Consider the following 23511-nt stretch of genomic DNA (forward strand, 5'->3'; position numbering starts at 1 on the left):
CTTTTTTATCCATCTCTATTACACTACAAACTTAACTTAATTAAGATGAAAGGTCAATGATGTTGACTTTATTTTTCGCTATTTTTTATATGTTAATTCTAACTGATGAATCATATGTGTCAGCATTTCATTATTCGGCGTCGCCACACCACAGGCTTTACCGTATGTAACAATTTGTCCATTTAAATAATCTATTTCTGTTAGACGCCCTTTATATAAATCTTGATGCATCGATGGATAATGTAAGCCTTGTGATTCAATTGGATAAGCGACTTCAATTTTGTTAATTAAATTTTCAAAATTGAGTTCTAATCCACGGGCTTTTGCTACAGCTACAATTTCTTCAATAATAGGAATAACCATTTGTCGTGCTTGTTCATATTGTGAAAATTGGTTTATTGTTTTATCTAAAATCGTACATAATGGATTCAATACACTGTTCAATGTAGCTTTTGACCATATAGATTCAAAGACGTTGTCACTGATCGTAGAATTTAATTTTGCATTATTAAAAATTGTATTTATCGCTTCTGTACGATAGTCTTCGCCACCGTCTGCACGTTGCAGTTCTATTGTTCCTGTACCTTCTAATAGTATTTGTCCAGGGCCTCTTAATCCTGCTGTCCACATCGTGACTGCTAAAAATATTTGTGATTTCGGTATAATTTTGGCAAAACGTTCTTCATGTCCTAAGCCATTCATCATTGTTAATACCGCCGTCGTTTCTTTAATCGCATTAGCTTCATTCAACGCCTCGATCATTGCTTCTGAATCCATCGCTTTGGTTAAAATGATAATCAAATCATATTGTTCATCGATTTGTTCTGGCAACTGCGCTTTGATATTAATATGATATGTTTCATTTTCTGTTTGTATATTCAAGCCATGTTGCTGAATATTCGTAATGTGTTCTGTCCAATAATCTATTAAAGTTACATCATATCCTGCTTCGGCAATTTGCGTTCCAACACGACCACCCATTGCTCCGGCCCCCGCAATTGCTATCTTAACCATATAATCATCCTCTTCTTTATTTCATAATAGTAATTCAACAAGTTAATTACACCATTTGTGGTTAGAAAATGTTTAATATTTAAATGGCATAAAGTGATTTTTATAATTTAGTCTTTCTTATTCTCGTCTTTTAAATATTTCACTTCTTGGAATCCTGTACGATAAGAAGCAAATTCTTCCATTATCGCATACCAATCATTGCCTACTTTTTTCTGTATATCTTGAAATAAATCATTTTGCGTTTTATTAAGTTCTTGTACTAATTTTTTTCCTTTTTCTGTGGGGTACAAAGCTTTAATACGTTTATCCGCTTCAGTGGGTTGTTCAGTGATATATGCCTCATCTTTTAATTTTTTCAACGTTGCATGACTGCCTTGTTTAGAAATCTCTAAACTTTTCAATAAATCTTTTATTGTAATTCCAGGTACTTTTTCGATAAAAAACAAGAACCTATGATGTTGTCTATTTAAGCCATATGCTTCAATAATTTCATCTGCTGTATTTATAAACGTTTTGTAAGCAAAATAAAATAACAAATTCTCATAATCATTATTATTACCTTCCATTATTCACATTCCTTTTTTGTAATTTTTAGCGCATCAGTGGGGGTACTAATTAATGTATTGATAACACTTCAGTCGAACTCTACAAGTGCTTTAAATGTGGCTCCAATAATCCGGAAAGCTCTCCTACTAAAGTATCTATATCACATGGTTTTGATTCTTCAATCCACCATATAATAATGCCTACTACAGCAGAGGATAAAAACTGGGCAGTAATTTCACTGTTTTGTTTATTTATGGTGTCGCGCATTTTCTTTGATAATGTTTGCTTAAGCATATTAAGATCTGACTTTTTAACCAAAGTTTTCAAAATATCGTACTGATCGTCAATCACGTACATGACTTCACGCAACGTTTCTTTATTATCTCCTGATTCTGCAAGATAAATATTGCATTTATCAACTGCTGCGCCCAAAATATAATCAATTGCATGATCTAAAATGTCGTACTTATCTATAAAATTCAAATAAATCGTACCTCTATTTATATTGGAATGTTGAGCAATATCATTCATTGATATTTTATCAAAGTCTTTTTCTCTAATCAGTTCAACAAAGCTACGAATAATAAGTTTTTGGGATTTTTCTTTTCGTTTATCCATTTTAACTCCTTTTAATATCAACAATTTTCAATATTTGTTCATTAAACATCAACAAGGTTGTATTGTTCATTGAGTTTAAATCTTATTGATGATAACTTCAAGTTATTAAACAATTGTTCAATAACTAAATTGGAGTGATAATGATATGAAAATTTTAATATATGGTGCGGGTGTACAGGGGCAATTTTTAGCTCACGCACTAAATACCAAAGATAATGACATTACAATGTTTGCACGTGGAAAAACTTTAGAGCACTTGAATCAAAAAGGTTTGAAACTTAAGCATTCATTGCAAAGAAAAACGACAAATGAACATATAACAACGACAAGCACACTTTCAAAAGATGATATATATGACGTTATTTTTGTAACTATGAAATATTCAGATTTTTACAATGTCGTACCAACATTAGCTCAAAACAAAAGTGAAAACATTATTTTCATTGGAAATAACATGGATCCTAAATTACTACAAAGCACATTGACACAACAGAGTAATCACCTTAAGCATATCACTTTCGGCTTTTTAATGACTGGTGGTTCAAGAGAAGCAAGCCATACTAATATTTTAAGATTTAATGCTCGGAGAGCTCAAAGTAGGAAACATGCATGGAGAAATTACGTTCTCAGACAAACTAAATTCAATATTTAAAAATGCGAAAATCAAACTAACTTATGAGCAGAACTTTGAAGATTGGTTGATGTCACACGCTGCTTTAGTCTTACCTTTAAACATGTTATTTATTCTAAAACAAAACCAAGACACTAGTGCGCATACGATAACCAAAGAAACGATAGTCGCTTTTACTGAACTACATCAATTGTTAGAACACAAAGGCCATACTATAAAACCAAAAGCACAGTCTGTTATATTTAAAAATTTCAAAGGATTATCCAATATAGTATTAAAAACAGTTATGAACATTGGCCTCATCAATCAAACACAAGGTTCTTTTAAAGAGCTTGAAGCACTTTATAACGATGTTAAAGCACTCAATCAAAATACAGCACTAACTACAAGTCATCTAGATGCTCTATTTGAAGCAAGCAAATCCGTCAGTTAAAACGACTCAATTCATTGCAGTTAAAAAGGAGTGGGTATACGAAATCAAAATTTAATTTCGTATACCCACTCCCACTATGCTGACTAGATGATAGGTTCGTTCTTTAATTTAGGTTATTTTATTTCAATTGTACGTTTCTTTAGAAATGAAGCATATCCTAAAATCACGTAAATCACAGTCACGATTGCAAATATCACTTCAAATATCATTACAAAATACAACACACTTTGTACTTTATGAGGTAAAGATTCAATTTCAAGTAAGTTATAGAGTGATGTCGCTGTTGTCACCCACGGGAAGGTTAATGCTGAGAATGAAAATCTAAAATTCAATTTATATAATTTCGGTATAAATGTTAATGAGTATATAAATATGAGTTGAGAGATAATCAACATCGTTATAATGTAAAACATTTGTGTATGTACTACACTTAATAAATAACCGTTTAAACAAAGTGAAGCTGGTGTCGCTATGATGATTGTCATAGGAAATTGATTTTCGTTATATAATCGCCATGTCTTTTTAAACAGTACGATACATATTAATACTAAAAAGCATAGCGTCGCTATATACACGATCAATTCCCCAAAGAATGGTGAAAAATCTTCAGCAGTTTCTGAAATAACGCCAATTCCCACAAATGTAACAAACCAACTGGTACTCGGAACGATACGTTCATTTTCATGTAAATAAATATGGTAATAAATAAATAACCCAATAATAACAAACTGCAGTATCACAACGAACCACCACAACCAAATTATGATTCCCCAGGTAATATTCAGTTGGTGGTATAAGATATAAAGTAATGTCAGAAACGTCATTGTAAACGTGGGAAAAGTCGCACATATATTACGGTCAGATAATTCTTTCAATACAATGCTAGGAAATTGTATACATTTTAGTATAAATAATCCAACCACAATAACACTAATAATTAAAAATATTGTAGCTAAAACATTCCTATCCATAATGTACAAAAGATTACTTAATGCTGAAATACCCAATGCTAAGCCACAAATAGCAGTCGGTATTACACTTATAAATTTTCGAAACATATCATTTATTAATCCTTTTTATTTATATTTGAATATTACATACATAATAACTATACTATTTTATCGAATTCCAAGCGTTACATCTGTTTATATTGCTTTGAAAATCGATATGATCCATCTCATTTATCAAATGAATTTTAACACTAATATGTGACAGATAATACCTCACTGAGAATAATCTTTTTTTATATAAACAAGCAGCCCACTGTTATTAATTATAGACTGCTTTACATTATTTTCATTACAGTTGTATATTAATCTTCAATAATGTCTAATCCATCTTTACGTAATTGTGCTAACCCTTTTAACATTTGTTCAATATCATGATTCGAGTGTCGTTCCCATGTAGCTAATTTTGCTACAATTCTCAAAGGTTCCTTCGAGCGATATGAGCGAGTTGGATTACCAGGAAATTTTTTATCTGTGACATTAGGATCATTTTCAAATGGCCCAATAGGTTCAATAATATAAATGTATTCTTGTGCCGGTTCGTCAGCTAATGCGACCGAAAGTTCTGCCCCCCACTTAGCTGTGTCTAGAGCGCCAGTAAAATAAATATGGTTCATTTTACGGTTTTGATAATTAGAAATTCGCTGTGTTTGTAGTAAATCACCTATTTGTAATTCAGCCTTTGTCCCATGAAAAAATGGTCCTTGATCCAACACTTCTTTTTGTTCTACCATTGTTCAACACTCCTTCTTCATCTAAGCTATTCACCAGTATAAACTGCTAAACAATAAAGAAGTAGTCTATAATAATATTATTATTTAATGTATAATTAAGACAAAGGACCTCTGATTTTAAATTATATTGATAAAAAGAAGTGGAAGGAAATCAAAATTCGACATTTGATTTCCTCTACCCACCTCACAAGTACGATTCTATAATCTTTCTAAATGAATCATTTCATCTGCTTTGTCTGTAAAAATGCCATCAACGCCCCAATTCGCTAATTGATTTGCACGCAATTGCTTATTTACTGTCCACACATTTAACACATATCCAGCATTTTTGATTTTTTTAACACGTGCTTGCGTCAATTTAGCATCTTCAATATTCACTATTTTCGAACCACAATAATCTAATAGCGTTCTCCAATCATCACCAAAAGCTGCAGATTTAAATATGACAGCTCTCTCATAGTCTGGCATGAACTGCTCTGCTAATTTCACTAAAACCAAATTAAAGCTTGATATCAATACTTTTAATTCCACATCTAAATCTTTTAATTTATCTGCAACTTGTTTAATCATACTTTCTGACAGTACTGTGCCATTCGGACCTGTAACGCCCTTCAATTCAATATTCAAGTTCATATTATAGGCATTTGCCAATTCAATTACTTCATCAAACGTAGGTAGTTTTTCTGCTTCAAATTCTGTTCCAAACCAGCTACCTGCTGATGTATCTTTGATGTCGTCATAATTTAATTGTGTCACTTCTCCTACCATATTCGTTGTTCTATCTAAAAAATCATCATGAATTAAAATCAACTGTTCATCTTTGGTAATCGCTACATCTAACTCAATCCATTTTAATCCAGGCGTATTTCCAGCTTCTTTATAAGATGCGAGCGTATTTTCTGGCGCTTTACTTGGTAAACCTCTATGTCCATAAACAGTAAACATACCATCATCCTCTTCAATTTAAATTTAATGCAATTATGATATGGTCTCAAAGATATTTCAAATATTCTTTATTAATTCTGCATATTAATATAAAAAAACGCCCTTGAATTCTATAACAGAATTTCAAGAACGTTTTATTTTATCATCTTAATTTATGCTTTTGAGTTTACGTATGAAGTTGGGTCTACTGAATAACCGTTACCAATTCCGCCTTCCATGCGTTGGAAGTGTAAATGTGGTGCAGTAGAGTTACCAGTGCTACCTGATTCACCGATTTGTTGTCCTTCTTTAACTTGGTCACCTTTTTGAACGTTTAATGAATTCATGTGCATATACCATTGATAGTTGTCACTATTTTGTTCTTGGATTGTAACTTGGTTTCCGCCACCATAATTACTCCAACCACTTTGTACAACAGTACCATCTGCTAATGAATATACTGGCGTGTTTTCATCCATTGCATAGTCGACACCGTAATGTGCCCCGCCACCATGATATTGACCATATGGTTGCATTTGACTATTACTTGTTAACCAATTTGATGAACTTGTGCTGTTATTATTGTTTGATGATGTATTATTGTTTGAAGCTTCTGATGTGTTCGTGCTGTTATTGTTGTTTGAAGCTTCTGATGAAGGTGCCGCTTCTTGTTGCGTAGCTTGTCCTTCATTAGAACTATTTGTGTTTGTTGATTCTGTAGCAGGTGTATTTGTTGTGTTCTCTACGTTATTTGACGTTGCATTTTGTTTCACATCTTCAACACCATTACCGTCATTGCGTGTATAACTACTTTCATAGTTTTCGTTTGATGATGTATTATTTTGTGTATAAGATGCGTTGTCGTTAGTTGTTGTGCTTTGTTCTTGTGATGAAGTTTGAGCAGAAACTTCATTATTAGAACTTTGTGGTGCTTCTTGTGATTGCGCTGGTGCTTCATTTACATCGTAGCCACTCTGTTGAACAGCTTCATGACTTTTATCAGCACTATAGTTGTTATCATTATATGCATTTGTTGCATTCGTATTTGTTGAGTTTGTGCCTTGATCATTCATAGGGAAATAGTAATAATGGTAATTTCCTTCTTCATCAATTAAATAGAAATAATATTGTTGTTGATCAAACATTGATTGATCCCAGTTTCCATCTAATGTATGGTGATAATTCCCACTATTATCTTCATCAATATAACCATATTCAAAGATATCATTTGTAGATTGGTTACTTGAATATTGCGTACCTGATTGATTATTCTCTGATGCTTCTGCGTCTGACTGTGCTATGCCCACTGCTCCCAATGACAATGTAGCAATTGTTGCTGTAACGATTTTTTTCATAATTAATAAATCCTCCCAAAATTTTTCCTTAGCTAACAATAGCAAAGAAATTATATTAAGAGAATAGCAGAAACTGATTTTTAATTTTTTGGTAATTGATTTGAGACACCTGTAATTATTTTGAAAATTCTATCTATAATATATATTAAAATATGCTTGGTATAAATTTTAAACATAACCACTTCTCAATGACATAAAAAATTATAGCATTACACCTTTTAAAAGAACTAATGCCTTTTTTATATTATTTGTTACGTGATACTATAGATATATTAAGAATGAAGGGGGCATATAATGGAGGATTTGAAAAACAGCTATGTAAATAGAGGTTCAAAAGCATATATTAAAATTATCGTTGCGCTTTTCATTTCAGGATTCACTATTTTTTCAATACTATATAGCGTTCAACCATTGATCCCCCATTTCACACAATCATTTAATGTGAGTGAAACTGTTGCAAGTTTGGCATTGTCGGTCGCAACCTTGACATTAGCTTTTGCTATGTTATTTTTTGGTGCAATATCAGAAGTAATTGGACGTAAACCTATTATGATTTTTTCTGTAATTTCGGTGTCATTATTAGCACTAGTGCAACCCTTTATTACAGATTTCAATACCTTCTTAATTGTTAGGCTTATACAAGGTATCTGTTTAGCAGGCTTACCCTCTATAGCCATGGCATATATCGGTGAAGAAATTTCTGCGCATAGTTTACCCGAGGCAATGGGTATTTATATAAGTGGCAATGCCTTTGGTGGTGCGTTTGGTAGAATATTCACTGGATTTATTTCAAGTATTTATGGTTATCAAGTCGGCTTATTCTCCATTGCAGTTATTAGTGTTGTCGCGACAATATTATTTGCTTTCTTACTACCAAGCATCTCGACATTTTGAGAAGCAACGTTTTTCTGTTAAAGCTTTAGTATTGAGCTATAGTCAACATTTGAAAAACATTCGTTTACTAAAACCTTTTATGATTGGATTTCTATTATTAGGCTGTAACATCGCTGCTTTTAACTATATTGGCTTTGTGTTGGCGGCTAAACCTTATCAATTGCATGACAGTATTATTAGCTTTGTTTACTTATTATTCTTAATTGGTATGATATCTTCTATATTAAATGCAAAATTACGTACTAAATTAGGTACATTAAATGCCTTAAAATTTAGCATCTTACTATTAATCGTTGGTATTTGGATTACACTTTTACCTTTTTTAGTTTTTAAAATACTCGGATTGGCATTCAGTGTTTATGCATTTTTCAGTGGTCACGCGATAGCAAGTGGTGTAGTTGCAAGTCGTGCTGAACATCATAAAGCGCAAGCATCTAGTTTATATTTATTATTTTATTACATGGGTTCATCTATTGGGGGTACATTAGCAGGTATCTTCTATGGGTTGATACAATGGCCAGGTGTTGTATTTATGATCACAGCTTTCATGCTTATTGCATTCATTATTTCATTAACAATCAAACAAAAAACGACTTAAAAATCTTAAAATCAAGATTTTTAAGTCGTTTCTTTATACTTCTTCACCATTTTCGTCCAAGTTTATGAATGTTATTCCATAGGTGTCATTTGTGCTTCAAATTCATCAAGGAGTATCCGAACCTCATCCGTTGTACTTGTGCTCATTAACTGATGTCTCAGTTCACTTGCTCCTTTGATACCGCGTACGTATACTTTAAAGAATCTGCGTAATGGTTTAAACTGACGCGTTTCTTCTTTTGTATATTTGTCGAATAGGTCAAGATGAAGTCTTAACAGCCCTAAAAGCTCTTCACTCGTATGTTCTCTCGGTTCTTTTTCAAATGCATGCGGGTTTTGGAAAATCCCACGTCCAATCATTACACCGTCAATACCATACTTCTCTGCCAGTTCAAGGCCTGTTTTTCTATCCGGTATATCTCCATTAATCGTTAACAATGTCTCTGGTGCAATTTCATCACGAACCTTTTTAATTTCTCCAATTAATTCCCAATGCGCATCTACTTTACTCATCTCTTTGCGCGTCCGAAGGTGAATCGACAGGTTCGCAATATCCTGTTCGAACACATGTGTCAGCCAGTCTCTCCACTCATCAATATCAGAATAGCCAAGTCGAGTTTTAACACTTACTGGCAGACCTCCTGCTTTAGCCGCCTGAATAATTTCAGCTGCAGTTTCAGGACGTTGAATTAGACCTGAACCTTTACCTTTCGTTGCAACGTTCGGCACTGGACAGCCCATATTTAAATCTATGCCTTTAAAGCCCATTTCTGCCATACCGATACTCATTTCACGGAAGTGCTCTGGCTTATCTCCCCAAATATGAGCGACAATAGGCTGTTCATCTTCAGTAAATGTTAAGCGTCCGCGTACACTGTGTACACCTTCAGGGTGGCAAAAGCTTTCTGTATTTGTAAACTCAGTGAAGAAAACGTCAGGTCTGCCCGCTTCACTGACAACATGACGAAAAACAACATCTGTAACATCTTCCATTGGTGCCAAAACAAAAAATGGACGCGGTAATTCACGCCAAAAATTTTCTTTCATATATATTTAAACCTTCTTATCTATTATTATCTCGAATTTTTATCCATGACGATATTACCACAAAAAGTCAATTTACACAAAAGTATTATGACTGCTAAAAAGCCTGCATAGAGTGCTTCTACACGTGTATATAACTCTTCTAACTTTTTTATTTCTTTAAACCAGTTTTCTCTTTTGAATATATCATTTAATTTCTGACTCTATAACTATACATACTGCTTAATAGTCCAACGCAAAGTATAGTCGCCGCAAAAATTAATGCCGCATTATAATTTCCTGATTCACCAATTAATACACCAGAAAGTGCTTGGTGCAATCATTTGTCCCAAACTGTAAATAACAGTTAATGAAGCAACTAAATTTATTTTACTATTACTTTGAAACATTAACGTTTGTGCTTTAGACATAAACAATGTCGTTAAACCAAGAAACGTAGCACCAAATAAAATAGAACTTATCACTAAACTCGTCATGCTTTCTGAAAAAACAGGCAATATCACGGCAATAATTTGTAAAATAAATGCTAAATTAGTTGCTTTACCGTGTCCTAATTTTTCAGCCATCATAGACCATAAAATCGTAGATGGAATAGCTCCCAACCCTACAAACATCCAACTTAACGCCGCATAATCTGCAAACTCAGGTATAGATTTAACGATTGCTACTAAGAATGTTCCTGTAATTATGTAACCCGCACCTTCACAAAAATACGCTATTGAAAATCCCCAAATAAATTTTTTATTCAACTTAACTTTTGGTTTATCTTCTTTTTCATTTAAGTTTTGTGTTTCATTTTCAATATTTGAATTTTGACGCATACCAAAAATTACAAAACTTCCCATAACTAAAGCAAAAATACCAAGTAAAACCCACGTTGTCTTCCAATTATTTTCTGTAGTGAATAAAAATATAAATATACTACTTGTGAAAATGCCTAGACCCACACCACTATAAAGCATACCTGAGATACGACCTTTGTTCGCTGCTCTCAATGCTTCGAGGGCCACATTTGAGGCTAAGACAAAAACGGTTCCACTCGTGATACCCGCAATTAAACGAAAAATAATCCACAGTGTAAAATTATCAAACAGTCCCATCAATATTGTTGAAACTATATTGATCAGTAAGTAAACTTTCAAATCTGTAACCTTGCTAAATACAACTATCCATATAGGAATAATTGCTCCAATTAAATAACCTAAGTAATTAATAGTTGCCAGTAATCCTGCGCTCTGATTATCCATATGTCCCGTTTGTTGCATAAATGGCATAATAGGTGTGTATGCAAAACGACCAATTGCCATCACAATAAACAAACAAATCATCCCTAATACGAGTTGCCGATAAGCTTTTTGCATTTTCCCACACCCTTCCTTAGTAATTATTCCATTATACGCCTAAGCTATATTTTTAGAAATGGCATATCATTAATAAGTTATATAGTAAAAATAAGACGGAAGCTCTATCTAAAGAGCATTCCGTCTTATTGATTTTGTAATACTATAATATCTTTCTCATTATAATATTAATTTTTATTGGTGATCTTCTTTATTTTTTCGACGTCTTCCAATTAATAAGAACGCACCAATCATAGCTAATAATGAACTTAATAATCCATTGGCTTGGTTCTCACTTTCACCCGTGTCAGGTAATTTATCTACCTTTTTATTATCTGAGTTACCAAGTTTATTTTTGTCATTATTCAGATTTGAAATAATACCTTTCTTATCTTTAATTTGTAAAACATCGCCTTTCGAACCTTCTGCTGTTTCAGCTTTATCGTTAATTGAAGTATTCGAAAGTTTGTTGCTACTATTTATATTTCTATTTAATTTTCCATCTTTCGCTTTATTTCCATTCAAACCTAATTTATTGCTTGAATCATAATTATTGCTAGTATTATCGTGAACATTCGATTGGTTAGAGGTTGAATTACTATTGCTACTCACGATAATTGTTGTTCTAGATGTATTGCCTTTCTTATCAATCGCTGACACTTGTATTTTATCCCCAGGTTTTACATTGACATTAGTAGGTATATTAATTACGTATTTGCCTTGATTATCGACTGTACCTGTAACTGTACTTCCATCTGGAAACTTCACTGTGATTGTTGAGCCTGGTTCGCCCGTTCCTGTTACTTTCATGTCTCCACTCGTTACCTCATTCACCGTTGGAGCTACAGGTGCTGTCGTATCTTTAACAGTCAATCTTGTTTCTGGTGATACATTACCCGATGGATCTGTTGAGGTGATAACTAACTCTTCGTTGCCATTCAATTGCTTATCAGCTGGTAAATTGATCACGTAATTTCCTTGATTATCGACTGTGCCTGTTAATGTGCTTCCATCTGGGAATTTAACTGTGATTATTGATCCTGGTTCGCCTGTTCCTGTTACTTGCGTGCCATCACTTGTCACTTCATTCACCGTTGGGGCTACAGGTGCTGTCGTATCTTTAACCGTTAATCGCGTTTCTGACGATACGTTTCCTGATGAGTCAGTAGCCGTAACAATTAACTCTTTGTTGCCATTCAATTGCTTATCAGCTGGTAAATCAATAACGTAATTTCCTTGGTCATCTACTGTACCTGTTAACACACTTCCATCTGGGAACTTCACTGTTATTGTGGAGCCTGGTTCGCCTGTTCCTGTTACTTGTGTACCTTCACTTGTCACTTCATTCACCGTTGGTGCTTGCCGGTGCTGTCGTATCTTTAACAGTCAATCGCATTTCTGACGATATGTTTCTTGATCCATCTGTTGATGTAACTACCAATTCTTCGTTCCCTACTAAATCTACGTTTGTTGGGATATCTATTGCGTAGTTTCCTTGATTATCTGCTGTTCCCGTTACTACACTTCCATCTGGGAATTTAACTGTAATTGTTGAGCCTGGTTCGCCTGTTCCTGTTACTTTCATGTCTCCACTCGTTACTTCATTCACCGTCGGTGTTGCCGGTGCCGTCACATCAGTAACAGTCAATCTTGTTTCCGGTGATACATTGCCCGCACCATCTGTTGATGTAACTATCAATTCTTCGTTCCCTACTAAATCTACGTTCGTTGGAACATCTATTGCGTAGTTGCCTTGACTGTCTGCTCTGCCTGTTGCCACGCTTCCATCTGGGAATTGGATCGTAATCGTTGAGCCTGGTTCACTTGTTCCCGTAACTTGTGTGCCTTCACTTGTAACTTCATTTACCATTGGTGCTACCGGTGCCGTCGCATCTGTAACTGTTAATCTTGTTTCTGCTGATACATTGCCAGAAACATCTGTTGATGTAACTACCAATTCTTCGTTGCCTACTAAATCTACGTTTGTCGGAATATCTATTGCGTAGTTTCCTTGATTATCTGCTGTTCCCGTTACTACACTTCCATCTGGGAATTGAACCGTAATCGTTGAGCCTGGTTCACTTGTTCCCCTAACTTGTGTGCCTTCACTTGTCACTTCATTCACCGTTGGTGCTACCGGTGCCGTCACATCAGTAACAGTCAATCTTGTTTCCGGTGATACATTGCCAGAAACATCTGTCGATGTCACTATGAGTTCTTCATTACCTACTAAGTCCACGTTTGTTGGGATATCTATTGCGTAGTTACCTTGATTGTCTGCTGTGCCTGTTGCCACACTTCCATCTGGGAATTGAACTGTGATTGTTGAGCCTGGTTCACCTGTCCCTGTCACTTGCGTGCCTTCACTTGTAACTTCATTCACCGTTGGTGCTACAGGTGCTGTCGCATCTGTGACTGTTAATCTTGTTTCTGCTGATACATTGCCAGAAACATCTGTTGATGTGATAACTAACTCTTCGTTGCCATTCAATTGCTTATCTAATGGTAAATCGATCGCGTAATTTCCTTGATTATCGACTGTACCCGTTGCCACACTTCCGTCTGGGAATTTAACTGTGATTGTTGATCCTGGTTCGCCTGTTCCTGTCACTTGCGTACCTTCACTTGTAACTTCATTCACCATCGGTGCGTTTGGTACTGTCGTATCTTTAACAGTCAATCTTGTTTCTGACGATACGTTTCCTGATCCATCTGTTGATGTGATAACCAAATCTTCGTTACCATTTAATTGCTTATCTAATGGTAAATCTATCACGTAATTTCCTTGATCATCTACTGTACCTGTTGCCACACTTCCGTCTGGAAATTTAACTGTGATTGTTGATCCTGGTTCGCCTGTTCCTGTGACTTGCGTACTTTCACTTGTCACTTCATTCACCATCGGTGCTACAGGCGCTGTCGTATCTTTAACCGTTAATCTTATTTCTGGCGATACGTTACCTGATGCGTCTGTTGATGTGATAACTAACTCTTCGTTACCTGTCAAATCTACATTGGTTGGAATATCAATTGCGTAGTTTCCTTGATTATCGACTGTTCCTGTAACCACACTTCCATCTGGGAATTGAACTGTAATTGTTGATCCTGGTTCACCTGTTCCTGTGACTTGCGTGCCTTCACTTGTCACTTCATTCACCGTTGGTGCATTTGGTGCTGTCGCATCTTTAATAGTCAATCTTGTTTCTGAAGATACATTTCCTGATCCATCTGTTGATGTGATAACTAACTCTTCGTTGCCATTCAATTGCTTATCTAATGGTAAATCGATCGCGTAATTTCCTTGTTTATCGACTGTACCCGTTGCCACACTTCCGTCTGGGAATTTAACTGTGATTGTTGATCCTGGTTCGCCTGTTCCTGTGACTTGCGTGCCTTCACTTGTCACTTCATTCACCGTTGGTGCATTTGGTGCTGTCGCATCTTTAATAGTCAATCTTGTTTCTGAAGATACATTTCCTGATCCATCTGTTGATGTGATAACTAACTCTTCGTTGCCATTCAATTGCTTATCTAATGGTAAATCGATCGCGTAATTTCCTTGTTTATCGACTGTACCCGTTGCCACACTTCCGTCTGGGAATTTAACTGTGATTGTTGATCCTGGTTCGCCTGTTCCTGTTACTTGCGTACCTTCACTTGTAACTTCATTCACCATCGGTGCGTTTGGTACTGTCGTATCTTTAACAGTCAATCTTGTTTCTGACGATACGTTTCCTGATCCATCTGTTGATGTGATAACCAAATCTTCGTTACCATTTAATTGCTTATCTAATGGTAAATCTATCACGTAATTTCCTTGATCATCTACTGTACCTGTTGCCACACTTCCGTCTGGGAATTTAACTGTGATTGTTGATCCTGGTTCGCCTGTTCCTGTGACTTGCGTACTTTCACTTGTCACTTCATTCACCATCGGTGCGTTTGGTACTGTCGTATCTTTAACAGTCAATCTTGTTTCTGACGATACGTTTCCTGATCCATCTGTTGATGTGATAACCAAATCTTCGTTACCATTTAATTGCTTATCTAATGGTAAATCTATCACGTAATTTCCTTGATCATCTACTGTACCTGTTGCCACACTTCCGTCTGGGAATTTAACTGTGATTGTTGATCCTGGTTCGCCTGTTCCTGTGACTTGCGTACTTTCACTTGTTACTTCATTCACCATCGGTGCTACAGGCGCTGTCGTATCTTTAACCGTTAATCGTGTTTCTGGCGATACGTTACCTGATGCGTCTGTTGATGTGATAACTAACTCTTCGTTACCTGTCAAATCTACATTGGTTGGAATATCTATTGCGTAGTTGCCTTGATTATCGACTGTTCCTGTAACCACACTTCCATCTGGGAATTGAACTGTAATTGTTGATCCTGGTTCACCTGTTCCTGTGACTTGCGTGCCTTCACTTGTCACTTCATTCACCGTTGGTGCATTTGGTACTGTCGCATCTTTAACCGTTAATCGTGTTTCTGCTGATACATTGCCAGAAACATCTGTTGATGTGACAACTAACTCTTCGTTGCCTACTAAATCTACGTTTGTTGGGATATCTATTGCGTAGTTGCCTTGATTATCTGCTGTTCCCGTTACTACACTTCCATCCGGGAATTTAACCGTAATCGTTGAATTTGGTTCGCCTGTTCCCGTTACTTGCGTACTTACACTTGTAACTTCATTCACCATCGGTGCGTTTGGTACTGTCGCATCTTTAACTGTTAATCGTGTTTCTGACGATACGTTTCCTGATCCATCAGTAGCCGTAACTACTAACTCTTCATTGCCTACTAAATCTATGTTTGCTAGGATATCTATTGCATAGTTGCCTTGATTATCGACTGTACCTGTAACTGTACTTCCATCTGGGAATTGAACTGTAATCGTCGATCCTGCTTCACCTGTTCCTGTTACTTGTGTACCTTCACTTGTAACTTCATTCACCGTTGGTGTTGCCGGTGCCGTCACATCTGTAACAGTCATTCTTGTTTCTGGTGATACGTTTCCTGATCCATCTGTTGATGTGACAACTAACTCTTCGTTTCCATTCAATTGCTTATCTAATGGTAAATCAATCGCGTAATTTCCTTGGTCATCTACTGAACCTGTTAACACACTTCCATCTGGGAATTTAACTGTGATTGTTGAGCCTAGTTCGCCTGTTCCTGTTACTTGCGTACCTTCACTTGTCACTTCATTCACCGTTGGTGCGTCTGGTGCTGTCGTATCTTTAACCGTTAACCTTGTTTCTGGCGATACGTTTCCTGATGCATCTGTTGATGTGATAACCAAGTCTTCGTTTCCATTCAATTGCTTATCTAATGGTAAATCAATCACGTAATTTCCTTGATCATCTACTTTACCTGTTAACACACTTCCATCTGGGAATTTAACCGTAATTGTTGAACCTGCTTCACCTGTTCCCGTAATTTGTGTACCTTCGCTTGTAACCTCATCCACCATCGGTGCGTTTGGTACTGTTGTATCTTCAACAGTTAATCTTGTTTCTGAAGATACATTTCCTGATTCATCAGTAGCCGTAACTACTAACTCTTCATTGCCTACTAAATCTACATTTGTCGGAATATCAATTACGTAGTTGCCTTGATTATCGACTGTACCTGTAACTGTACTTCCATCTGGGAATTGAACTGTAATCGTCGATCCTGCTTCACCTGTTCCACTTACTTGCGTGCCTTCACTTGTTACTTCATTCACCGTTGGTGTTACTGGTGCGGTCACATCTGTAACAGTTAATCGTGTTTCTGACGATACATTGCCCACACTATCTGTTGATGTGATAACCAAATCTTCATTGCCATTCAATTCCTTATCTACTGGTAAATCGATTACGTAATTCCCTTGATTATCGACTGTTCCTGTAACTCTACTTCCATCTGGGAATTGAACTATAATCGTCGATCCTGCTTCACCTGTTCCTGTTACTTGTGTGCCTTCACTTGTGACTTCATTCACCGTTGGTGTTACTGGTGCGGTCACATCTGTAACAGTTAATCGTGTTTCTGACGATACATTGCCCACACTATCTGTTGATGTAACTACCAATTCTTCGTTCCCTACTAAATCTAAGTTTGTCGGGATATCTATTACGTAGTTTCCTTGATTATCCACCACACCAGTTACAACACTTCCGTCTGGGAACTTCACTGTAATTGTTGAATTTGGTTCACCTGTTCCACTTACTTGCGTGCCTTCACTTGTAACTTCATTTACCATTGGTGCGTTTGGTGCTGTCGCATCTGTGACTGTTAGTCTTGTTTCCGGTGATACATTGCCCGCACCATCTGTTGATGTCACTACGAGCTCTTCATTGCCTACTAAATCTACGTTTGTTGGAACATCAATCACGTAATTCCCTTGATTATCTGCTGTACCTGTTGCCACACTTCCATCTGGGAATTTAACTGTAATTGTTGATCCTGGTTCACCTGTTCCTGTGACTTGCGTGCCTTCACTTGTAACTTCATTCACCATCGGTTCTACCGGCGCCGTCACATCAGTAACAGTCAATCGTGTTTCTGGCGATACATTTCCTGATGGATCTGTTGATATGATAACTAACTCTTCGTTTCCATTTATTTGCTTGTCTACTGGTAAATCAATCACGTAATTTCCTTGATCATCTACTTTACCTGTTAATACACTTCCATCTGGGAATTGAACCGTAATCGTTGAGCTTGGTTCGCCTGTTCCACTTACTTGCGTGCCTTCACTTGTGACTTCATTCACCGTTGGAGTTACTGGTGCCGTTACGTCTGTAACTGTTAGTCTTGTTTCTGGCGATACATTGCCTGATGCGTCTGTTGATGTGATAACTAACTCTTCGTTTCCATTCAATTGCTTATCTAATGGTAAATCGATCGCGTAATTCCCTTGATTATCGACTGTACCTGTAACTGTACTTCCATCTGGGAATTGAACTGTAATTGTTGAGCCCGCTTCACCTGTTCCACTTACTTGCGTGCCTTCACTTGTAACTTCATTCACCGTTGGCGCTACCGGTGCTGTCGTATCTTTAACCGTTAATCGTGTTTCCGGTGATACATTGCCCGCACCATCTGTCGATGTCACTATGAGTTCTTCATTACCTACTAAGTCCACGTTTGTTGGGATATCTATTGCGTAATTGCCTTGATTGTCTGCTGTGCCTGTTGCCACACTTCCATCCGGAAACTTCACTGTAATTGTTGAATTTGCTTCACCTGTTCCACTTACTTGCGTGCCTTCACTTGTAACCTCATCCACCGTTGGTGCGTCTGGTGCCGTCACATCAGTAACAGTCAATCTTGTTTCCGGTGATACATTGCCGAGCACCATCTGTTGATGTAACTAACAATTCTTCGTTCCCTACTAAATCTACGTTCGTTGGAACATCGATTGCGTAGTTGCCTTGACTATCTGCTGTGCCTGTTGCCACACTTCCATCTGGGAATTGAACTGTAATCGTCGATCCTGCTTCACCTGTTCCCGTAATTTGTGTTCCTTCGCTTGTTACTTCATTCACCGTTGGTGCGTTTGGTGCTGTCGCATCTGTGACTGTTAGTCTTGTTTCTGCTGATACATTGCCCGCACCATCTGTTGATGTGACAACTAACTCTTCATTTCCTACTAAATCTACGTTCGTTGGAACATCGATTGCGTAGTTGCCTTGATTATCTACTGTGCCTGTTGCCACACTTCCATCTGGGAATTGAACTGTAATCGTCGATCCTGCTTCACCTGTTCCTGTTACTTGTGTACCTTCACTTGTGACTTCATTCACCACTGGTGCGTTTGGTGCTGTTATATCTGTCACAGTTACTGGATCTGATGCATAGCTCGTTTTTCCATTCTTTGTAGCAGTAGCAGTCAAAATTGTTCCGCCTTTAAGTGGTTGGGTCAACTGCAATGTTTTCGTTGTCTCGCTGTTTCCTAACACCACTTTTCCAATAACCTTGTTATTATTATCTTTGACCACAATAGTAGATCCTCCAACACCATTGACTTGAAGGCTTGTACTTTGATCGTTAACCGGGGCAATACTTGGTTTTAATAATGATTTTATATCAATTACCTTAAATGTATTTACCTCATCATTTCGATAGTTAGGTGAGTCTATAGCCACCTTATAAGTACCAGGCGTTAATTTCGATACGTTTAATCTAAATGTACCGTTACTATTCACCGTACCTTGACTTACTACCGTGCCATTTGCGTTCAAAATTTTCACTTTTTGATTTGCTGCATATTGATCTAATGGGACATCACCGTTAATGATGGTATCCTCTGTCGTGATATCATTTACAATAGGTTTGCCTACTAATGGAGAGGTCTGATATCTTAAAACTTCGTCTCCATCATTTTTACCATCTCTATCTGTATCACCATTAAATGGGTCAGAATGAGATTTATGAATTTCAAAATTATCCGTCAAACCATCTTTATCTATATCTTGAATGTAGTACGTTGAAGAACCAAAAGTATTAGCGATCATTCCTCCATTTCTATCTGTTAAGTATCCATTAAATGCAAAGTCTTCTTTTACTCGGGTTGTACTAGGTATTAAATTACCGTTCGCATCATAAGAAGCACCCCTAGTTAATATATTATTAGGGCTTTGATTATATACAAGTACAATTCTAATACCTACAGTTTCTGGTAATGAATTATTAAATTCTATGAGTTGATTTAAGTCAGTATCTGTAATAGTACCTCTACCATTTGCATCAACTGCAAGCGTTGCTACTCTATTTCCTTTATAATATTTCTTATCAAAACCACTTACACCATTAAAATCTAATTTATGTAATTCTATTGAAGAAATATATGGTAATAAAGCTGGATCAATTTGATAATGGTATGCCCATTGTTTATTTAACCCAAGATCAAGTATTTTTCCACCATAGTTAAATATTCCATTCTTTAATATTTGATGATCTATGATTGCACCACCGAAATTACCGATTGTAGAATCAAATTGTACTGTTCCACTACTTGCTTTAAATGCATTATTGGCATTATTAGATTGTGATGGGGTAATGTTATTTATTTCTGTATCTGATGGTGTTAAAAAATAACCACTGGTTTCTGAGGTTTGTATTTTTTTATTTTCAAAATCGTCTTTCACATATATTAGATAATTTAACTTATCTTTTTTATTTTTCATACTGTTCAAGATATTTTTAACGGTAGTGTCAAGTTCCATACGTCCTCCAGTGGCTGTATATTGCGATAATATTTCTGCACCACCAAATAAACCACCATTTGCTCTAATGAAATTAACTTGCCAAATGTTAGTCAATTTACCTTGCTTATTAGATAATCTAACTAACTCTACTGGTGATGTACTACCAACAGGATTAACAGTAATTCTTGTCACATGGTTAGCTATCACTGGGTCTAGTTGTAAATTTATTTTATATCTATCTCCAGAATTTGCCCCAGTCAAATAACTATGGATTTCAAATGGAATCGTTTTACCGTTTAAAACTTCGTTACTTGTTAATATACTAGGATCAAAAATCAAGGTTTGGAATGTATAGTTATCTGAGTAATCTAATGTTTCCAAAGAACTATCTTCTGTCATTGCTCTGGGTGATTTTTTTCTGATTATGACTGAACGAGTTCTTCTCACTTTAGCAACATTATTATTGGATTCATTTGTATTCAGCGCTCTCGCTCTTGCTCTTTCACTTCCACTTCTATCTGCGGCAGTGTTCGCATTAGCTGAATTAGTATTTTCTCTTTGTGTATTTACTTCATCTTTTGCTTTTATTTTATTACTAGTATTATTTGCTATATAACTATTAACATCTCTTGTTTGTTTAGATTGTGCCTCGCTTTGGTTTATTGTAGTTTCCTCTGCTACATCACTTGTTTGTCTATCCTCGTAATTTGGAGATGTGTCATCAACATTATTAACTTTTTTATTTTCGTTTTTTATAATTTCACTATTTTCTTTGTTTTCTTTTTCAATTACATTAGTTTCTTTTTCACCATTTGCTTTATTATCAGCTTTTAGTTTATTCTCGATTTTTACAATTTCACTATTCTCTTCATTAGTTTTATTAGATTTTGACGCCGCATTTTCTTTTTCAATTACATTCGTCGCGTTGTTATTATTCTCTTTATTGTCAGTAACTTTACTTTCATTAGTATTTACAGCTACTTCTGGTTCTTTATTGCTAGTGTCAATTTCATTTGTGTTATTTGCTGTTGGCTTACTTTGAACAATACTTTGCTCTGAAGCACTATGACTTGCTTTTAAATTGTCCTTCTGAATATCATGGCTTTCTGAAAAGTCATTGACTGGCTCTTGTTTGTTGCTATTTGCTTTTTCTGTATTAACTAAGTGGTTATCATCTTCATTCACATTAGTACTGAGTGCTTTGGAATCTTTTGGAAGATCGTTTTCTGTCGCATTCGCATCGTTAGATAATCCGAATACTAATACGCTTCCTACTAATAATGACGCTGTGCCAACTGAAAGTTTTCTAATAGAATATTTATTCTTTCTATTGGGTGTTAAATCATGATTGTTTTTCATTATTTTCCTCCATTATTCTTAGTCGATAATACAATATCACAATTGTATTATTTTTTTAAGAGTTTTATATGGATTTAAATATAAAAATTAAGTTAGAAAATTATTTATTAGGTTCACGAAAATATACAATTGGAAATAATTTTAGTAACAACAAAAAAACTATCACGCATTAGCGCAATAGTTTTAAATTTCTCATTATATTTATTTCTTTTTCATTAAAATAGACCTGTTGGTTTTGTATCATAACTTACAAGTAAATTTTTAGTTTGTTGATAATGGTCTAACATCATTAAATGATTTTCTCGACCAATACCACTCATTTTATACCCGCCAAAAGCGACATGCGCTGGATAAGTATGATAATTATTAACCCATACACGTCCTGCTTGAATTCCTCTGCCTATGCGATACGCAGTATTTTGATTTCTCGTCCAAATACCTGCCCCAAGACCATAAATCGTATCATTCGCCATTTCTAGAGCTTCTTCATTTGTTTTAAAAGTTGCGACAGATAATACCGGACCAAATATTTCTTCTTGGAAAATACGCATACTTTGGTCACCTTTGAATATCGTTGGCTCAATATAAAATCCATTTTCTAAATTCTCGTTTTCTTGTCTAACATTTCCACCTACAAGAATTTCAGCACCTTCTTCTTTACCAATATCTAAGTATTTTTTGATTTTTTCTTGTTGCTCATTTGAAGTTTGCGCACCAACCATTGTTGTTTCATCTAAAGGATTTCCTAATTTTATTTTATTCACTTTTTCTATACATAAAGCTATAAATTTTTCATAGATGTCTTCATGAATAAGTGCTCTTGAAGGACATGTACATACCTCACCTTGATTTAGTGCAAACATGACTAAGCCTTCAACAGCTTTTTCTAAAAATTCGTCATCTTTATCCATGATATCTTTGAAAAATACATTCGGTGATTTACCACCCAGTTCAAGTGTAACCGGTATGACATTGTCACTAGCATTCTTCATAATAATTTTTCCAGTTGTTGTTTCACCTGTAAACGCAACTTTATTTATGTTTTTATGCGTGGCTAGTGCTTCACCAGTTTCATTGCCGAAGCCATTTACTATATTAAGCACACCTTCTGGTAAAATATCTTCTATCAGTTCAATAAAATGTAAAATCGATACTGGTGTTTGTTCTGCAGGCTTAAGTACCACTGTATTACCTGTTACAATCGCTGGAGCAATCTTCCAAGTTGCCATAAGTAAAGGGAAGTTCCAAGGGATAATTTGTCCAATTACACCTAATGGTTCTTTGTAATGATATGCAACTGTATCATTATCTATTTGTGAAATGCCACCTTCTTCGGCTCGAATCACACCTGCAAAATACCTAAAATGATCTACTACTAATGGTAAATCTGCAGTAAGTGTTTCTCTCACTGGCTTTCCATTATCAAAAGTTTCTATTACTGCTAAATATTCTAAATTTTCTTCAATGCGATCAGCTATATCTAACAATAACTGTGATCTTTCAGATAATGATTTTTTACCCCATTCAACTTGTGCTTTCTGGGCAGCTTCAACAGCTAAATCAACATCTTTTTGTGTGGACTTTGGTATCTTGGCATAACTTTCACCTGTAACTGGTGAAATATTATCAAAATAATTTCCTTCTTGGGGTTCAACCCATTTTCCACCTATAAAATTAGCATATTTCGATTTCACTTTGTATTTTGCATCTTCTTGATTTGGATTTGTATATATCATTGTAAAACCTCCTTTATTGGTTCTTATACCCTCACCAAAATAAAGTAAGCGCTTTCTTATATAATATTTGAAT

Annotated in this window: 14 protein-coding genes and 2 pseudogenes; 3 read left to right on the top strand and 13 right to left on the bottom strand. The window is 35.7% G+C overall.

The window, feature by feature from the left end:
* Positions 1-78: 78 nt before the first annotated feature.
* From ABLV90_RS02865 to ABLV90_RS02875, 3 genes are all read right to left on the bottom strand, one after another.
* Complete coding sequence (locus ABLV90_RS02865; RefSeq protein ID WP_460872107.1) at positions 79-1014, bottom strand: ketopantoate reductase family protein; 936 nt, start codon at positions 1012-1014, stop codon at positions 79-81.
* A 107-nt stretch (positions 1015-1121) separates the two neighbouring features.
* A complete protein-coding gene (locus ABLV90_RS02870; protein ID WP_069816508.1) occupies positions 1122-1580 on the bottom strand; it encodes a MarR family winged helix-turn-helix transcriptional regulator in 459 nt (152 codons plus the stop codon).
* 79 nt (positions 1581-1659) lie between these two features.
* Entirely contained in the window at positions 1660-2178 is a 519-nt protein-coding gene (locus ABLV90_RS02875) for a TetR/AcrR family transcriptional regulator (protein ID WP_427706023.1), read from the bottom strand.
* Positions 2179-2323: 145 nt separating this feature from the next.
* Here ABLV90_RS02875 and ABLV90_RS02880 point away from each other — a divergent pair, with 145 nt between their 5' ends.
* Positions 2324-2830, top strand: coding sequence for a ketopantoate reductase family protein (locus tag ABLV90_RS02880; RefSeq protein WP_460872108.1), 507 nt, complete (start codon positions 2324-2326; stop codon positions 2828-2830).
* Positions 2784-3242 (top strand): hypothetical protein, encoded by a 459-nt coding sequence (locus ABLV90_RS02885; protein WP_460872109.1) that lies wholly within the window; start codon positions 2784-2786, stop codon positions 3240-3242. Before ABLV90_RS02880 ends, ABLV90_RS02885 begins: the two co-directional genes overlap by 47 nt.
* A 113-nt stretch (positions 3243-3355) precedes the next feature.
* On the opposite strand, the gene ABLV90_RS02890 is transcribed toward ABLV90_RS02885, so the two are convergent.
* From ABLV90_RS02890 to ABLV90_RS02905, 4 genes are all read right to left on the bottom strand, one after another.
* On the bottom strand, positions 3356-4300 hold the full coding sequence (locus tag ABLV90_RS02890; RefSeq protein ID WP_460872110.1) for a TDT family transporter: 945 nt from the start codon (positions 4298-4300) through the stop codon (positions 3356-3358).
* A gap of 254 nt (positions 4301-4554) precedes the next feature.
* Positions 4555-4983, bottom strand: coding sequence for an NAD(+)--rifampin ADP-ribosyltransferase (gene arr / locus ABLV90_RS02895; protein WP_460872111.1), 429 nt, complete (start codon positions 4981-4983; stop codon positions 4555-4557).
* Positions 4984-5181: 198 nt separating this feature from the next.
* Positions 5182-5928, bottom strand: a complete 747-nt coding sequence (locus ABLV90_RS02900; RefSeq protein ID WP_427706015.1) for a glycerophosphodiester phosphodiesterase family protein — start codon at positions 5926-5928, stop codon at positions 5182-5184.
* 152 nt (positions 5929-6080) lie between these two features.
* Positions 6081-7262 carry a M23 family metallopeptidase gene (locus ABLV90_RS02905; RefSeq protein ID WP_427706013.1) on the bottom strand — a complete coding sequence of 394 codons (1182 nt, stop codon included), beginning with the start codon at positions 7260-7262 and terminating at the stop codon, positions 6081-6083.
* A gap of 294 nt (positions 7263-7556) precedes the next feature.
* Here ABLV90_RS02905 and ABLV90_RS02910 point away from each other — a divergent pair.
* A pseudogene (locus tag ABLV90_RS02910) lies at positions 7557-8754 on the top strand (MFS transporter).
* A 71-nt stretch (positions 8755-8825) separates the two neighbouring features.
* Here the strand turns inward: ABLV90_RS02910 and ABLV90_RS02915 are convergent.
* The 6 genes and pseudogenes from ABLV90_RS02915 to ABLV90_RS02940 all read right to left on the bottom strand — a co-directional run bounded on the left by ABLV90_RS02915 (position 8826) and on the right by ABLV90_RS02940 (position 23438).
* A complete protein-coding gene (locus ABLV90_RS02915) occupies positions 8826-9800 on the bottom strand; it encodes a tRNA dihydrouridine synthase (protein WP_427706009.1) in 975 nt (324 codons plus the stop codon).
* A 187-nt stretch (positions 9801-9987) separates the two neighbouring features.
* Positions 9988-11158 (bottom strand): annotated as a pseudogene (locus tag ABLV90_RS02920) (YbfB/YjiJ family MFS transporter).
* A 174-nt stretch (positions 11159-11332) separates the two neighbouring features.
* Positions 11333-12487: an Ig-like domain-containing protein gene (locus ABLV90_RS02925; protein WP_460872112.1), complete on the bottom strand. Its 1155-nt coding sequence runs from the start codon at positions 12485-12487 to the stop codon at positions 11333-11335.
* The gene (locus tag ABLV90_RS02930) at positions 12480-18491 is read right to left on the bottom strand and encodes an Ig-like domain-containing protein (protein ID WP_460872113.1); all 6012 of its coding nucleotides are present in this window, start codon (positions 18489-18491) and stop codon (positions 12480-12482) included. The genes ABLV90_RS02925 and ABLV90_RS02930 overlap by 8 nt, the downstream gene beginning before the upstream one ends.
* Entirely contained in the window at positions 18448-21702 is a 3255-nt protein-coding gene (locus tag ABLV90_RS02935; protein ID WP_460872114.1) for an Ig-like domain-containing protein, read from the bottom strand. The genes ABLV90_RS02930 and ABLV90_RS02935 overlap by 44 nt, the downstream gene beginning before the upstream one ends.
* A 215-nt stretch (positions 21703-21917) precedes the next feature.
* Entirely contained in the window at positions 21918-23438 is a 1521-nt protein-coding gene (locus tag ABLV90_RS02940) for an aldehyde dehydrogenase family protein (protein WP_460872115.1), read from the bottom strand.
* Between the last annotated feature and the right edge of the window lie 73 nt (positions 23439-23511).

Source organism: Staphylococcus sp. 2S1, from assembly GCF_046721335.1.
GTDB lineage: Bacteria > Bacillota > Bacilli > Staphylococcales > Staphylococcaceae > Staphylococcus > Staphylococcus equorum_A.